Below are 15,047 nucleotides of genomic sequence, written 5' to 3' on the forward strand. Positions count from 1 at the left end.
ACTCATTCTTAGCTTCTCGTATCGTTCCCGTTATATATACTTAAATAACTGTCATAGCGCGATGGCTCAATAAAACCATTTTGCAAAGCATCTAATACGGCGCAACCGGGTTCGTTAATATGGCGGCAGTTGTTAAACCGGCATTGGTTCAGGCGGTCGCGCATTTCGGGGAAAAAGTGACTCAATTCCTGTTGTTCAATATCTATTACACCTAATTCGCGGATGCCAGGGGTGTCTATAATAGAACCGCCGCCGGGGACATCGTACATTTCGGCAAAGGTGGTGGTGTGCATACCCTTATCACTCCATTCAGATACCTCCATGGTACGCAGATCCAAATCAGGAAGTATGGCGTTCATCAGGCTCGATTTACCCACACCCGAGTGGCCCGAAAACAAGGTGATCTTATCTTTAAGCTTTTCCTTTAAATGAGGGATGTTAGTTCCTTTCAAAGCTGAAACTTCGTAGCAGGGATAGCCTAAACGCTCATAAACGGCTTTGTATTCGGCCAATATTTCCAAGCCTTCTTCGCTAAACATATCCAGCTTGTTGTACACCAGGCTGGCCGGAATATCATAGGCTTCGGCAGTAACTAAAAAGCGGTCGATAAACCCCAGCGAGGTTCGGGGCGATGCCAGTGTAACCACCAAAAAAGCCTGATCCAGGTTAGCAGCGATGATTTGCGCCTGTTTACTCAGATTAATAGACTTACGGATAATATAGTTGCGCCGCTCGAAAAGCTTAGTTATTATTCCCTGCTGCTGCTCGGGTTCCAGTTCAAAATCCACCTTATCGCCCACGGCAACAGGGTTGGTGGTGGTTAATCCCTTAATACGGAATTTACCTTTAATGCGGCAATCATACCGGTGCCCGTCGGGTGTTTGCACCTGGTACCAGCTGCCGGTAGATTTGGTTACGAGTCCCTGCATTTAATATAAGTCTAAAATAAGCTTAACGCTTTTATTTAATTTTTCAATTACATCTTCATCTAACCTACCAATATGTTCCTTTAACCTTAACAAATCAATGGCCCGTAGCTGGTCGCACAAAATATAGGAGGTTTTCTTTAAACCATTGGCTGTAGTTGGCTGCACCGGTAATCTTAATAAGGATATACCTTCCCGTGGCTGTGATGAAATAACGCAGGCGATAGTAGAACTGTGCCCTGCTTTATGTAATACATCCGATTGTATGATCACCACCGGACGTACTTTACCAGGTTCGGCACCTATAGATGGGTTTAAATCGGCTACCCAAATATCATATTGCTTTAATTGAAGCATCTTAATCCAGGTATGAAGTAAGATCATTCAGCGAAGCCGCATCATGTTCTTTTTTCAAGTTAATATCAGGATCCGTGTGTTGGAGCAATGCTACCTCTTTGGCCAGTTGTTTTTCCAGTACCCGGCGCTCCTGCATTTTATTGTACTCTTCAAGTGCTCTTTTAATATAACTTACCCGGGTGGTATTTTCGGCTTTAACTTGTCGTTCGGTTTCCTCAAACAATTTGTTGTCCAATTTTAATAATATACTTTTCATGGCTACAAATAAAGATATACAAATATATATACTATTTTATTTATGGTGGGTTAGCATTGCATTAAAGTATATCAGTTATTCAGTAAAGTTCATATTTCCGCATTTTCTCACGCGTTTTCATGCAACAGTGTTGAACAAGCGGAACGCATGAAACCAAAGTATAATAACCGGACTTTTCACTTCTTGCCCAGCAGTTATTTTTCTGAGAGACCCTGCTGTAACAGACAAGTTGATTGCAGATCTTTAAATATTAAAACTAATTTTATATCCGTCATGGTTGATATATTGGTCGGTTGTATAATTATCTTAATTTTTGTTAGCTTTTTTTATTTTGCATTTTATAGAAAAAGATGTAGGTATAACAAGCTAATAAAAAGAGGTTTAAAAATACCTGCAAAAATCATTTCAATAAATAAAACCGATTTATTTGTTGGTGATGATTCTTTTGCAATACCTATAATGGAAATTGTCTTTGAGCTGGAATATCCAAAAGATACAACAAGAAAAGAAACCATACGCCATGCATTTAATAAATGGGAAACAATACCTAAAAAGGGAGACAAGATCACTATTTTTATAGATAAGGCAAATCCACATAACTTTGATATTGAAAGATAAGCTGTAAAATGCCATTTGGGTACTGCACGAGAAACTCTGCGATAACAAATGTCTGTGTACTTCTTACTCCGCTCCATATCCTCAACTCCCCGCCAAATAAAATCTATCTTTTTAAACGATTTTTAAAATTTAATTTGCAACTCCCGAATTTTACCCTTTAATTTACACCCGTCAAGTAAAGGCAATTTAATCCATGAACATTTACAACACCATTATTACAACAATTATTACCACCGGCCCAGCGCTTGGAGGAAGGTAATTGTATGGTGTAACAAAATAAACAAACCAGCAGAACGCCTTCCTCCACAACGGGGAAGGCGTTTTTGTTATAGCACACATTATGAAAGTTTTAAAATTCGGGGGCACATCGGTAGGAACAGCACAAAGCATCGGCGCTGTAATGGACATTGTAAAGCAGGAGCACCAAACCGATCCTAATTTGGTAGTGGTGCTATCGGCCATGAGCGGTGTAACCAACTTACTGGCCGATATGGCCGAACGCGCCTCTACTGGTAACGATTTTAGCAAGCACCTGGCTGCGCTGGAGATCCGCCATTTTGAGGTGGTAAAGCAATTGCTGGATATACCACAGCAAAACCCGGTATATACCCGTTTGAAGATCTACTTTAACCAGTTGGAAGATCTGCTGCAAGGCGTATTTGTTTTACAGGAGCTAACTCCCAAAACCCGCGATTTAATATTGAGTTACGGCGAACGCTGCTCTACCTTACTCATTAGTCGCATGGCACTGCAGCACTTTCCCGATGCCGTTTATGTGGATGCCAGCGATGTGATTAAAACCGATAACACCTTCGGGCAGGCTCGTGTAAATACCGAGTTGACTGATTTATTGATCCGTGGTTTAGCTAATGAAAATGCCGGCAAAGTGCTATTTGTTACCGGCTTTATTGCCAGCAACGAGGCCGGGCAGGTAACCACCCTGGGTCGTGGCGGCAGCGATTACACGGCAGCTATCTTCGGCTCGGCGCTAAATGCCAGCGAGATCCAGATCTGGACCGATGTGAACGGCATGATGACCGCCGACCCGCGCATGGTTAAAAAGGCATTTTCCCTGCCCGAACTTACTTATACCGAGGCTATGGAGCTATCGTACTTTGGTGCCAAGGTAATTTACCCGCCCACCATGACCCCCGCTTTTTTGAAGCGCATTCCTATCGTCATAAAAAATACCTTCGATACATCTTTTGAGGGCACCGTTATTAAGCATGATTGTAATAATACGAGCTTACCCATTAAGGGAATTTCCTCTATCGATAATATCAGTATCATTAACCTGCAGGGCAGCGGCATGGTGGGCAAGGCCGGCTTTAGTGGCCGCTTATTCTCGTTACTGGCTCGCGAGCAGATTAACGTAATGCTCATTACCCAATCATCATCCGAACATAGCATCACCTTTGCGGTGCAGCCAGCTGATGCCGAAAAAGCTTTCCGCTTAATGGAAGTGGAATTTGAGTTGGAACTTAACGCGCAAAAGCTAGACGTACCGGTTATTGAAGCCAGCCTGGCCGTGTTGGCCATAGTGGGCGAAAATATGCGTCAAACGCCGGGCATGTCGGGCCGGTTATTCCATGCGCTGGGCCGTAACGGCATTAACGTACGGGCTATTGCGCAGGGCTCGTCGGAGTATAATATTTCGGTGATTATTTCGGCGCACGATTTAGCCAAAGCGGTAAATGCCGTACACGATGCCTTTTTTGTAGAATTCAACAAAACCCTGAATGTGTTTTGCCTGGGCACCGGCAATATTGGTAAAACCATGTTTAAGCAGCTACAGCAACACAAAGAGTTTTTGCAGGAGCATAACAGCATTCAGGTAAAAATTGCCGGCATCAGCAATACCCGTAAAATGCGTTTCAGTGTAGATGGCTTGAACCTGGAAGACTGGGAACAGGACCTGGATGCCTACGGCGAACCCGCTAACCTTACCGAGTTTGTAGCCCGCATGAAGCAAATGAACCTACCTAATTGTGTGTTTGTAGATAATACCGCCAGCTCGCAGCCGGTTGCCTTTTACGAAGAAATCTTTAAATCGACCATATCTATTGTCACCTGTAATAAAATAGGCAATTCGGCATCGTATAGCCAGTACCAAACTTTTAGAGATACAGCCCGCAAACATGGGGTCGATTTCTTTTACGAAACTAACGTGGGTGCTGGTTTGCCTATCATCCGTACGTTAAAAGATTTGATGGTAAGCGGTGACAGAGTGCAACGTATTGAAGCTATCCTTTCGGGTACTATTTCCTTCATTTTTAATAATTTTAAGGGGGATGTGAGCTTTCATGATGTGGTGAAAACCGCACAGGATAAAGGCTATACCGAACCTGACCCGCGTGATGATTTAAGCGGAAAAGACTTTATGCGCAAAATGCTCATTTTAGCACGCGATGCCGGCCACCAAATGGAAGCCGAAGATGTACAGATTGAAAGCATGTTGCCACAAGCTTGTTTGGATGCCCAAACCGTTCCCGAATTTTATGCAGCTTTGAAGGCTAACGACGCCCATTTCAATAAATTGAAACAACAAGCCGAAAGCAGCGGTAAAGTGTTGCGCTATGTAGGTAAGCTGGATAACGGCCAGGCATCAATTACCCTGGAAATGGTGGGCGAAGAGCATCCATTCTACAGCATGTCGGGCGCGGATAACGTAATTGCCTTTACTACCGACCGCTACAAAGAACGCCCCATGGTAGTAAAAGGCCCGGGTGCCGGTGCCGAAGTAACCGCCGCCGGTGTATTTGCCGACTTGATTAATGTGGGAGCGAATTAAGAGAAGAGAGTCAAGAGTACAGAGTCAGGAGTCAAGACAAGAAATGGCAAAGGGGAAATAGTTATGTATCCCTCCCTCGGGAGGGCAGGGAGGGGTTAACAAAGCGACATCATCAGCATGCGATTAACCCACCCCTGCTGCCGCACAATCTTTACCCACCCCCTCCAAGGAGGGGAAGTTTTAAACAGAAATATAAGATTTCCAAATAATGGAACAGGAATTAAAAGAGGCTGCTAAATCGGCTAAACAATACCCGGCAACCGGCAACTCGCCACAGGCAACCGGTATTAAAGTTTTTGCCCCGGCTACCGTTGCCAACGTGGTTTGCGGATTTGATGTGCTGGGCTTTGCCGTAAACGAACCGGGCGATGAGGTGGTAATGCGCGTAACTAACAAACCCGGCCTCACCATTAGCAAAATTACCGGTGATGATGGCCGTTTACCTTTAGATCCGGCTAAAAATACGGTGACCGTAAGCGTACAGCATTACCTCGAAAGTATTGGCCGTAACGATATTGGTTTGGATATTGAATTGCACAAAAAGATGCCGATTGGGAGCGGATTGGGCAGTAGTTCGGCCAGTACGGTGGCTGGTTTGTATGCCGTAAAGACTTTACTGGGCGATGAAACCGACGTAGCTAAACTGCTTCCCTTTGCCATTAAAGGTGAAGAAGCGGCCTGCGGGCACGGTCATGCCGATAATGTGGCCCCTGCGCTGTTGGGTGGCTTTGTGCTGATCCGTAGTTACGAACCGCTGGACGTAATTCGCCTGCCGCATCCGCCGGGGCTATATTGTGCCATTGTATTTCCCGATGTGGATGTACCTACCCGCGAAGCCCGGCAGATCATCCGCAATAAAATATTAATGAAAGACGCCGTTACCCAATGGGGCAACATTGCCGGTTTGGTAAGCGGACTTTATACGCAAGACATCGACCTCATAGGCCGCAGTATGAAAGACGTTTTGGTAGAACCGGTACGCTCCATCTTGATTCCCGATTTTTATACCATGCGCGAGCTGGCCATGCAGGCCGGTGCCGTTAGCTTTGGCATATCGGGTTCGGGTCCATCGGTTTTTGCCTTTACGCGCGATGAGGAAACCGCCCATACTATTACCCGCACGCTGCAAAAGCATTTGGCGGGTATTAAAATTCATTCTAATACCTATGTGTCGACTATAAATAATGCCGGGCCGAGGGTGTTGTAAGCGAAGCCCCCCAGCCCCCTAAAGGGGGAGAAGGAATTTGAATTGTATGTGTATCCCTCCCTGGGGAGGGCAGGGAGGGGTTTAGCAAAGCATTTATGTCCCCTCGATTGACCCACGCATACAGCCTTACTTACCCCCCTCCGATGAGGGGCAGTTTTAGAAACAAAATTTCCAAACCATGGAACAAGAAATAAAAGAATCGATGCCAGAGAGCAATACCAATACCCTGAATACAATTTCCCCTTTTAGGGGGTTAGGGGGCGGGGGGTACTATAGCACCAATAACCTTTCAACGCGCGTATCTTTCCAGGAAGCGGTGTTCAATAGCATGCCGCAGGATAAAGGCCTGTACATGCCGGTAAACATCCCGCGTTTGCCCGATAGCTTTTTTGAGCAACTACCCAATTACACCTTGCCACAAATTGCATTTGAGATAGCTAAACATTTATTAGTTGATACCATACCCGAGCACGACTTAAAAGCATTGATTGAAGATGCTATAAACTTTGAAGCTCCAATTGTTGAATTGGAAAAAGACGTTTATGTGTTAGAGCTTTTCCACGGACCATCGCTGGCTTTTAAAGATTTTGGCGCCCGTTTTATGAGCCGGGTAATGAGCTACTTTTTACAAGAAGGCGAAAAACAGCTGGATGTACTCGTAGCCACCTCGGGCGATACCGGCGGTGCGGTAGCATTGGGCTTTTTAGGCGTGCCCAATACCCGCGTTACCATTTTGTACCCTAAAGGCAAGGTAAGTGATATACAGGAACTTCAATTAACTACCAACGGACAAAATATCCGCGCCGTAACGGTTGACGGCACTTTTGACGATTGCCAGGCTTTAGTAAAACAGGCTTTTGTGGATGATGAACTGAATGCCGCATTTCGCCTTACTTCGGCCAACTCTATTAATATTGCACGGCTGATTCCGCAAACGTTCTATTACTTTAACGCCTACGCCCAATTGCTGCGTGCCGGAAAAAGCAAGGTAGCCTTTTGCGTACCCAGCGGTAATTTCGGTAATATAGGTGCCGGTTTGCTGGCCTGGAAAATGGGCTTGCCTGTAGCGCAATTTATAGCCGCTACCAATGCTAATGATACCGTTCCGGCATTCCTTAAATCTGGCATATACGAGCCTAAAGCATCGGTACAAACCATAGCCAATGCCATGGATGTAGGCAACCCCAGTAACTGGGTGCGTATTGCCGAACTTTTTAAGCACGATGCCGCCGGGTTAATCAACCTGTTAACCGGCTACACTTATACCGACGAGCAAACCCGTGAAGCTATACAACAGGTATTTGACCGGTATAATTACGTGGTTTGCCCCCATACGGCCATAGCCTGGCGCGCCTTAAAAGAGTGGCAGCAGCAGCATACCCATACCACCGGTGTATTTTTAGCTACCGCGCACCCCTGTAAATTCCCTAACGTTTTCCCTGATAAGATAGCGGCCGGCATTATAGTGCCCCAACAGGTTAAAGAACTGGAAAACAAGGAAAAGCATGCGGTTGATTTAGGTAAAGATTTTGAAGGGTTTAAGAATTACTTGTTTAGTAATATACAGGCTTAAAACTACCACATTATTAGGTGTTTAAAAATCCAGCGGCTTTAAAGGTGTAATACATCTATTTAAGATGATCAGCCTCCGGGTTTATAGAAGCCTTAGCCAGCGTACAAACCTTCGGGAGTCTGCATCTTTTATACTATCACCTAATACATTCAAATGCCCATAGGGTTACAACCGGCAAGCATTTTATCAGCTAATCGTAACTATGCCGGTCAAGGTCATAGTCGGATTGGCCCGTAATGAGTTTTTTTCGTTTTTGAATATCCGAACTTACCTGGTGGTCGAACACCTCATCGGTTACTACTATCTCCCGGTCTTTATCCCGTTCGGCAAAGTGGATGTTGGCTTCGGCCAATTGGGCAACGGCCACATCATACGGCCCTTTGGGCGACATCAGTTTTACGAACACTGGTAAGCACTCAAATAAAATAAACAAATAACCAATGAAGGATTGCGCCAGGTAAGTGTCCAGATCGCGGGTACCGTCTTGCCTGAAAGACAACTGCCCCAGTGCCCAGTTACGGTCGGCAAAGCCGGCCACATCGGCTAAACTATCTAACTGGTGGCCGGTAAACAGGCGCGTACTGTTTAAGCCTTCGTAATCCTTACGCTGGCCTAAATAACCTTCCAGTTTGTTTAGGTCATCGGTAACGGTTTTCAGGCGGTTCTCTTTTTCCTGCAAAACGCCCTCTTTTTGCTTGGCATAGGTGCCGTACCCGTTTATGCCCGATGTTTGATTGGTTTTATCGCCAAAAACTTCCTGGTTCAATTGTACACGTGAGCGGTTAATGTCCCGCTCTAATGAATCTTTCTCTTTTTTCAGATCAATGTTTTTGGTGAGTTCCATCGCGTATTTTTGCGTGTAGGTCTTTTGCAAGGTGTCAATCTTACGGTTTTGGCCACGCAGGTAGGCATCTTTTAATTTACCCCTGATCTCTTTATCAAAGATCTTGAGTTCGAGCGGGCGCGAGATCACCACGCCTATCATAATAGCCAGTAAAATACGGGGCAATGCCTGTAAAATTTGCTGATTGGTAGTCCCTTGTTTATTAATGCTGGATACGATGTAGCGATCCATATTAAAAATGGCTAATCCCCAAATTAACCCAAAAAGCACCGCAAACACTGTTGCCATCGGGCTGCCGCTAAATACAAAGTACATGGCATAACCACCCGATAGTGAGGCAAATAAAGCGGTAAAAAATATAGTGGCCCCAATGCCCACATATCGGTTGTGTTCAATGGGATATTTTTTCAAAGTGTCAATATGCGCTCCCGAACAGAACCAAAAAAAGCGGGTTACTTTTCTCATCAATAACTAATATATAAAAATTATATCAAACCTATTAGTTGAAACGCCCCGGAGGCTTGATTGTTACACTACGGAGACTGAATTTTTATGTAGTAAAAAAACTACCTTTGCCGTGTTAAATTTAAAACTATGCAAGAAATAACTGTAGAAGACCTGAAAAGGATGAAAGATAACAGCGAAGATTTTCAGCTGATAGATGTTCGTGAAGATTTCGAGTACGAAATGTCGAACCTGAACGGCCAACTTATTCCTTTGGGCGGCATTTTAATTGAGACCGATAAAATAAGCCACGACAAGCCCGTGGTAATTATGTGCCGCAGTGGTAAGCGAAGTGCTATGGCCGTTATGCAGTTGGAAGCGCAGGGTTATACCAATTTATACAACCTGCAAGGGGGTATTTTAGCCTGGGCCGAGAGGGTTGATCCTAATATTAGCGTGTATTAAACCATGGCCTTAAAATTATTTTTGAATGTAATATATACCATAGGCATTTTAATAAGCCTTTACACGGTTTATTGGGGTTATACTAACAGCCAGTACGTTTATTTATTAGGAGGATTGCTAATTGCCACTATATTTGTAGTGCTTAAAATTCAATTAGTTAAGCAGGTACGGGCAATGGAAAAACCCATAAAAAAATAAACTGATGGTACTGATATTTCTGGGTATTATAATTTTGGTAGTGGGCAGCGTTTTAAAACGCTCGGACACTGCCGGTAGCCGTTTCAGTGGCATTGCCACTACAGCAGGTATCGTGTTAATGGTGCTGGGGGTATTCCTGTCGGCTTTTAAAACTATATCGCCCGGGCAGGCAGGTGTGCAAACCCTGTTTGGTAAAGTACAAAACAACGTGCTCGAAAGCGGCCTTCATGTGGTTAACCCGTTAGTTGATGTAACTACTTTCAACATTCAAACTCAAAATTATACCATGAGCGGGGTACACAGCGAGGGTGATGTAGCCGGTGATGATGCCATACGGGTATTGTGTTCTGATGGATTGGAAGTGACTATAGACCTGTCAGTATTGTTCAGGGTAAATGAGGCTAAAGCGCCATTTATTTACCAAAATATAGGGATTGATTATTTAGATAAACTGGTACGCCCTGTAACCCGTACCGTGCTGAGGGACAATGCCGTAAACTACCAGGCCGTTGACCTGTATTCTACCAAACGCCAGCAATTTCAGGACAGGATATTTCAAACCATCAGCAGTAATTTTGCCAAGAATGGTTTAGAACTGCAACAGATCCTGGTACGCAATGTAAGCCTTCCCGCTTCGGTAAAGGCCAGCATCGAATCAAAGATCAACGCCGAGCAAGAAGCGCAAAAAATGCAGTTCGTTTTGCAGAAAGAGCGCCAGGAAGCTGAGCGTAAACGTGTAGAAGCCCAGGGTATTGCCGATTACCAGAAGATCCTGTCCACCGGTTTATCAGACAAGCAACTTCAATACGAAAGCATACAGGCACAAAAAGCCATTGCTACATCGGCCAATGCCAAAGTAATTATTATGGGCAATGGCAAAACGCCGGTAATACTGGGAAACCAGTAGTTCTTTAAATTAAGATCACACCATTAACTCCTATCCACCTGTTTTTTCTGCGCTTCGCTGTAACGCTCGCCGGTATTGGGGTATTTAGTCAGCAGGTTGTCAATGTTTATAAAATCTGTATCCGATAAGTTTACCTCCACACTGCCGGCATTTTCTTCGAGATACTTGCGGCGTTTGGTGCCTGGGATAGGGATGATGTGCTCGCCCTGTGCCAGTACCCATGCTAACGCTAACTGCGATGGACTGCATTGCTTTTGAGCAGCTAATTCAGCAAAACCGGCAGTGAGTTTACTATTGTTATCCTGGTACTCTTCCTGGTAGCGGGGCAAGCCTTTGCGAAAGTCGTTATCGGCTAATTTGCTGGTATCTAAAGTATTAGTAACCAACCCCCGCGCCAGCGGACTAAACGGTACAAAGCTAATGCCCAACTCTTTGCAAAGCGGCAACACATTTTGTTCGGGCTCACGGGTTAATAAGGAATACTCACTTTGCAGGGCACTAATAGGATGCACGGCATGTGCTTTTTTAATGGAGTTGACCGATGCTTCCGACAGCCCAAGATAGCGTACCTTACCTTCCTTAACCAGCTCGGCCATAGCGCCAACCATTTCTTCTACGGGTACGTTAGGGTCTATACGGTGAGCGTAGTACAAGTCTATCACTTCAATGCCCAAACGTTTCAAGCTGGCTTCTACCGCCTTTTTCATGTGCGCGGGCGAACCATCGAAAACCATTCCCTTGCCATCGGCGCTTTGCGTGAAGCCAAATTTGGTAGCGATGAAGATCTTATCGCGGTTAGGTACCAGCACTTTCGAGATCAGTTCCTCGTTCTTGCCGCTGCCATAAACATCGGCAGTATCCCAAAAGTTAATGCCTAAATCGAGCGCGCGGTGCAGCGTAGCTATCGATTCTTCATCGTTAGGCGTGCCGTAAGCATGGCTCATGCTCATACAACCCAAACCTATTGCCGAAAGCTGTTCGCTTGTATTGCCTAAAGTTCTGTATTTCATGTGGTGTTAGTTTGTTATTAATAATAACATTGGAAGTAGAAATTGGTTAGGTTGGTGAATTGTAAAAAAAATGAAGTGATTGTAGAAGTGTTTTTTAATAAACTGTAGCTTGATGCATAACAACTGTATAATGATTAAAACTGGCTTTTTAAAATAATTAAATGAAATTTTTAATATCGTGTATGATTTTGACAATGTCGTGCTACGGGTGCTTAGCCCAAGTGCTGAAACTGAACGAAGATTTGAAATCGGACTTGAAGTATCTTAATGATGTTCACCATGTTGCTTATTGTTCGGAAAAACTGAAAGGTCAAACCAAGTATGAGCTAAATAATATCAAACACGATCTTCTTTTATTTAAAAGCATAAGCAACTTAAAGACCTTTAAATTTAGCAGTGTGAAACAGGGAGATTTTGTTCTGAATAAATGGATAAGACCAAAAGGCCCAATAAAAGCTATTTATCAACTTGATATGAAATCCTTTGTTGACACCGTAATTGAATTTAAAAATATTGAAACGCATGAAATAACAGAAAAAATACCTGTGAAAGGAACTTTTATATATAGATACTATAGCATAGAAAAGAATGGAAAAATTTCAAGATTAGCCTATAAAACGCAATCTAAACAAGGTATGCATTGGTATAGTATCAACAACAAAACAGTAAGTATTGCTTATGAAGATATATTAATTGAACCATATAGTTTAACCGAAAGATTTGAGGCAGCTATCAAAAAAATGATTCCACAATAAAGCGTGCTGTTTATGTCCACCAAGGTTTTCAATAGTGGACTTTGCCATGCCACATGTGAAGGTCTGTTCTTATTACTTAGTAAGGCAGAGCATCTCTACGACAACGAGATGGAGGTTTATAATTGGGGCGTTGCCTTCGGCCGGGCTTTTCGTTCCAAGTCCTCGTTTCGCTATGCTGCACTGTGGGCTTTCCACTGCAATCCCTAACGCAAATTGCAAAATCGCCGAACCAATATTGTTTAGTCCGCACCGCCAAAACCGTTCATAAAAGCGTTCATAACCGTTAAAAAACCGTTCATCTGTGAACACTTTTGAGCCTAAAATGATGAAAGATCACCTGATTTAGTAAGCTCAAAAGTGCCCCAGCATCAGGAAATTTAAGGTTTTATAAAGTTTTATGCGTAAAAAAGGAGCCGTTACCGTGAACATTTTCAGCTTATTTATATATCACAAAAAAGCCCGGCGCTAAACCAGCGCCGGACTTTACTATTGATTTACTATTGTGATTTAAAACAAATCGGGGTTCGATACAGGCCCGTGTTGCTCGCTACCCATCATTCCCATCACTACAAATATGGCGGCAAATGCCAGTAACGAATGTATTAAGTCGGTTGCGTTATAAACAAAAACGCTCACTGCCCAACCGCCTAAGCATAAGGCGGCGGTTAAAAAAAATAATATTCTCATCATGATTGACCCCCTTTTAAAGTTGTTACTCAGGTTTTTACGAGAACACACTTTAAATAGTTATCATCAATCGCAATTAAATTTTCAACCACTTTTTACGCACCGCAATTTGCTGCGGCGTAAGATCGGTACGGCTTTGTATGCTATATTTTACGCTGGTGTTTTTTAGTAAGGTAACCGGCAAAATAAGCGGCAGGCCATCGCGTATTACGGCAACCTGTATTTTATCACCAACCTGTTTACCGGTTATCAGGTTTTTAGGATCAGTAATGGGGGTTCCGTCTATAGCTACCAGTTCGTCGTTCACGTTAATGCCATCAACCCAGGCCGATGTGCCACGTAAAACACCGCTTACTTTAAACCTTCCGGGAGCAACAGGCAGCATGCGGATACCCAGATCGGGCAGGTCCATATCGGCATACTCATCAAATGCCCTGTAACCGGCATAGGCCAGGTATTTATTATAATCCATGGCGTTAACACCGTTAATGTATTTCGCATAAAAATCGTCCATTTTTTTACCGGCAAACTTTTCTACCCCTGCTTTAAATTCGGCATCGGTATAACCGCGTTTTTTTACTTTGTAATACTCGTTATACATATAATGCATTACATCATCTAATGATTGGCGGCCTTGCGTGGCATTAATAATTTCCAAATCCATCATCATGGCTACTACCGCCCCTTTATTGTAGTAGGATATGCCGGTATTGATCGAATTTTCATCGGGGCGGTACCCTTTAATCCAGGCATCAAAGCTGGATTGCGATAAAGGCTGTACCTTGGTACCCGGTGTATTATCTATGGTGTTAAAATCTCCGGCCAAAGCACCCAGGTAATGCTCCACCGGGAATAACTGCGTACGTCTTACAGTTAAATTATCATAATAAGCAGTAAAACCTTCGGCTATCCACAGGTTACTGGTGTAAACCTCATTATCATAATCAAACGGACCTAAAGCAATTGGGCGCAGGCGTTTCACATTCCACAGGTGAAAGTGCTCGTGAGCTACAAGGCCTAAAAAGCCTTCGTAACCAGCCTCGGTGCTGTACGCGTTGCGCGATGCTCCTAAAACCGTAGAACTCAAATGCTCTAACCCACCACCGCCACGGGCATAATTGTGCACGATAAATACATAGCGTTTATTAGGGTTTTCGCCAAAAATGGCCATTTCTTCCTCAATAATTTTAGCCATGTCTTTTTTCAGGCGATCCTTATCATAAGTGCCGCCACCGTACATGGCTACCTCATATTGTGTAGTGCCAACAGTAAAACCAAACACATCCTGCGTACCTACTTCTATTGGCGAATCAAATAAAATATCGTAGTTAGGCGCCTTTACGGTGAAAGGGTCGGTACCTACCATTTCTAAACTGGTTGATACTTTGTTCCAGTTTTTGTAGGGCTTGATTTTTATGGTGGATGACAGGTTAAGGCCGCCCTCGGGATAAAAGAACATACCCGAGGTAGACAGGAATGCATGCGTAACATCAACAAATGCCGTACGCACCGATATTTCAAAGGCGTAAAAACGGTATTTAACCTTTACGGAGCTTATGCCTTGCGTATTTAACTGCCATACGTTTTTGCGTGTTTTGGTAACGCTTACAGTTTTGCTACCGCTACTGGCTGTAAAAGATTCCACATTTTTAGAAAACTCGCGTACCAGGTACGAGCCGGGTGTCCATACCGGTAATTTAAGATCGAGTTTAGGCTGAGCAAGGCCTTTGATCTCCATTTCAATATCGGCATAATGGGCCTGCGCTTCGGGGAAACTTACGGTGTAGGATATTTGCAACGTACCGGCTGCTTCGCTGTTAAAACTCATAAGTACAACAATAAAAAAAACTATAATATTCAAATGCCACTTTTTCATGCTGCCAATTTATAAATTTTTGGCGGCTAACTTAAACCAAAAGGGTTATTACAAAGTTGTAAAATGCTTGATACATAGATGATACGTAAGCAATAACCCTTTATTTTGCCTGTTAGTTAACAAGTTGTTTTAA

General features: G+C 43.8%; 15 protein-coding genes. 8 read left to right on the forward strand and 7 right to left on the reverse strand.

Annotated elements, in window-relative coordinates; translation table 11 throughout:
- Window positions 1–8 precede the first annotated feature (8 nt).
- From rsgA to ACFQ3S_RS06045, 3 genes are read right to left on the reverse strand one after another with little or no spacing between them, the layout of a single operon-like run.
- Complete coding sequence (rsgA, locus tag ACFQ3S_RS06035) at window positions 9–929, reverse strand: ribosome small subunit-dependent GTPase A (RefSeq protein WP_377162313.1); 921 nt, start codon at window positions 927–929, stop codon at window positions 9–11.
- Window positions 930–1,283 (reverse strand): type II toxin-antitoxin system PemK/MazF family toxin, encoded by a 354-nt coding sequence (locus tag ACFQ3S_RS06040; RefSeq protein WP_377162315.1) that lies wholly within the window; start codon window positions 1,281–1,283, stop codon window positions 930–932.
- 1 nt (window position 1,284) lies between these two features.
- The gene (locus ACFQ3S_RS06045; protein ID WP_377162317.1) at window positions 1,285–1,539 is read right to left on the reverse strand and encodes a hypothetical protein; all 255 of its coding nucleotides are present in this window, start codon (window positions 1,537–1,539) and stop codon (window positions 1,285–1,287) included.
- A gap of 273 nt (window positions 1,540–1,812) precedes the next feature.
- On the opposite strand from ACFQ3S_RS06045, the gene ACFQ3S_RS06050 reads away from it, so the two are divergent.
- The 4 genes from ACFQ3S_RS06050 (at window position 1,813) to thrC (ending at window position 7,728) form a co-directional block, all read left to right on the forward strand.
- Window positions 1,813–2,157 (forward strand): hypothetical protein, encoded by a 345-nt coding sequence (locus tag ACFQ3S_RS06050; RefSeq protein ID WP_377162319.1) that lies wholly within the window; start codon window positions 1,813–1,815, stop codon window positions 2,155–2,157.
- A 340-nt stretch (window positions 2,158–2,497) separates the two neighbouring features.
- Entirely contained in the window at window positions 2,498–4,948 is a 2,451-nt protein-coding gene (gene thrA, locus ACFQ3S_RS06055; protein WP_377162321.1) for a bifunctional aspartate kinase/homoserine dehydrogenase I, read from the forward strand.
- A 208-nt stretch (window positions 4,949–5,156) separates the two neighbouring features.
- Entirely contained in the window at window positions 5,157–6,155 is a 999-nt protein-coding gene (locus ACFQ3S_RS06060; protein ID WP_377162323.1) for a homoserine kinase, read from the forward strand.
- A gap of 178 nt (window positions 6,156–6,333) precedes the next feature.
- Complete coding sequence (gene thrC, locus ACFQ3S_RS06065; protein WP_377162325.1) at window positions 6,334–7,728, forward strand: threonine synthase; 1,395 nt, start codon at window positions 6,334–6,336, stop codon at window positions 7,726–7,728.
- Window positions 7,729–7,918: 190 nt separating this feature from the next.
- Here the strand turns inward: thrC and ACFQ3S_RS06070 are convergent, their stop codons facing one another.
- A complete protein-coding gene (locus tag ACFQ3S_RS06070) occupies window positions 7,919–9,037 on the reverse strand; it encodes a DUF4407 domain-containing protein (RefSeq protein WP_377162327.1) in 1,119 nt (372 codons plus the stop codon).
- Between the two features lie 129 nt (window positions 9,038–9,166).
- Between ACFQ3S_RS06070 and ACFQ3S_RS06075 the strand changes: the two genes are divergently transcribed.
- From ACFQ3S_RS06075 to ACFQ3S_RS06085, 3 genes are read left to right on the forward strand one after another with little or no spacing between them, the layout of a single operon-like run.
- Window positions 9,167–9,481, forward strand: a complete 315-nt coding sequence (locus tag ACFQ3S_RS06075; RefSeq protein WP_377162329.1) for a rhodanese-like domain-containing protein — start codon at window positions 9,167–9,169, stop codon at window positions 9,479–9,481.
- 3 nt (window positions 9,482–9,484) lie between these two features.
- Window positions 9,485–9,679, forward strand: a complete 195-nt coding sequence (locus ACFQ3S_RS06080; protein WP_377162331.1) for a DUF6358 family protein — start codon at window positions 9,485–9,487, stop codon at window positions 9,677–9,679.
- 4 nt (window positions 9,680–9,683) lie between these two features.
- Complete coding sequence (locus ACFQ3S_RS06085; protein WP_377162333.1) at window positions 9,684–10,586, forward strand: prohibitin family protein; 903 nt, start codon at window positions 9,684–9,686, stop codon at window positions 10,584–10,586.
- A gap of 23 nt (window positions 10,587–10,609) precedes the next feature.
- Here the strand turns inward: ACFQ3S_RS06085 and ACFQ3S_RS06090 are convergent, their stop codons facing one another.
- Window positions 10,610–11,596 carry an aldo/keto reductase gene (locus tag ACFQ3S_RS06090; RefSeq protein ID WP_377162335.1) on the reverse strand — a complete coding sequence of 329 codons (987 nt, stop codon included), beginning with the start codon at window positions 11,594–11,596 and terminating at the stop codon, window positions 10,610–10,612.
- A gap of 221 nt (window positions 11,597–11,817) precedes the next feature.
- On the opposite strand from ACFQ3S_RS06090, the gene ACFQ3S_RS06095 reads away from it, so the two are divergent.
- Entirely contained in the window at window positions 11,818–12,351 is a 534-nt protein-coding gene (locus ACFQ3S_RS06095; RefSeq protein ID WP_377162340.1) for a hypothetical protein, read from the forward strand.
- A gap of 507 nt (window positions 12,352–12,858) precedes the next feature.
- Here ACFQ3S_RS06095 and ACFQ3S_RS06100 read toward each other — a convergent pair.
- Window positions 12,859–13,041 (reverse strand): hypothetical protein, encoded by a 183-nt coding sequence (locus ACFQ3S_RS06100; protein ID WP_377162342.1) that lies wholly within the window; start codon window positions 13,039–13,041, stop codon window positions 12,859–12,861.
- Between the two features lie 73 nt (window positions 13,042–13,114).
- Window positions 13,115–14,866 carry a M61 family metallopeptidase gene (locus tag ACFQ3S_RS06105; protein WP_377162344.1) on the reverse strand — a complete coding sequence of 584 codons (1,752 nt, stop codon included), beginning with the start codon at window positions 14,864–14,866 and terminating at the stop codon, window positions 13,115–13,117.
- Between the last annotated feature and the right edge of the window lie 181 nt (window positions 14,867–15,047).

Source organism: Mucilaginibacter terrae (assembly GCF_042679325.1).
GTDB classification, from domain to species: Bacteria; Bacteroidota; Bacteroidia; order Sphingobacteriales; family Sphingobacteriaceae; genus Mucilaginibacter; species Mucilaginibacter terrae.

Bases quoted from the DNA above. Each gene is read 5' to 3' on its own strand.
- rsgA (WP_377162313.1), bottom strand. From the start codon at position 929: ATGCAGGGACTCGTAACCAAATCTACCGGCAGCTGGTACCAGGTGCAA.
- ACFQ3S_RS06040 (WP_377162315.1), bottom strand. From the start codon at position 1,283: ATGCTTCAATTAAAGCAATATGATATTTGGGTAGCCGATTTAAACCCA.
- ACFQ3S_RS06045 (WP_377162317.1), bottom strand. From the start codon at position 1,539: ATGAAAAGTATATTATTAAAATTGGACAACAAATTGTTTGAGGAAACC.
- ACFQ3S_RS06050 (WP_377162319.1), top strand. From the start codon at position 1,813: ATGGTTGATATATTGGTCGGTTGTATAATTATCTTAATTTTTGTTAGC.
- thrA (WP_377162321.1), top strand. From the start codon at position 2,498: ATGAAAGTTTTAAAATTCGGGGGCACATCGGTAGGAACAGCACAAAGC.
- ACFQ3S_RS06060 (WP_377162323.1), top strand. From the start codon at position 5,157: ATGGAACAGGAATTAAAAGAGGCTGCTAAATCGGCTAAACAATACCCG.
- thrC (WP_377162325.1), top strand. From the start codon at position 6,334: ATGGAACAAGAAATAAAAGAATCGATGCCAGAGAGCAATACCAATACC.
- ACFQ3S_RS06070 (WP_377162327.1), bottom strand. From the start codon at position 9,037: ATGAGAAAAGTAACCCGCTTTTTTTGGTTCTGTTCGGGAGCGCATATT.
- ACFQ3S_RS06075 (WP_377162329.1), top strand. From the start codon at position 9,167: ATGCAAGAAATAACTGTAGAAGACCTGAAAAGGATGAAAGATAACAGC.
- ACFQ3S_RS06080 (WP_377162331.1), top strand. From the start codon at position 9,485: ATGGCCTTAAAATTATTTTTGAATGTAATATATACCATAGGCATTTTA.
- ACFQ3S_RS06085 (WP_377162333.1), top strand. From the start codon at position 9,684: ATGGTACTGATATTTCTGGGTATTATAATTTTGGTAGTGGGCAGCGTT.
- ACFQ3S_RS06090 (WP_377162335.1), bottom strand. From the start codon at position 11,596: ATGAAATACAGAACTTTAGGCAATACAAGCGAACAGCTTTCGGCAATA.
- ACFQ3S_RS06100 (WP_377162342.1), bottom strand. From the start codon at position 13,041: ATGATGAGAATATTATTTTTTTTAACCGCCGCCTTATGCTTAGGCGGT.
- ACFQ3S_RS06105 (WP_377162344.1), bottom strand. From the start codon at position 14,866: ATGAGTTTTAACAGCGAAGCAGCCGGTACGTTGCAAATATCCTACACC.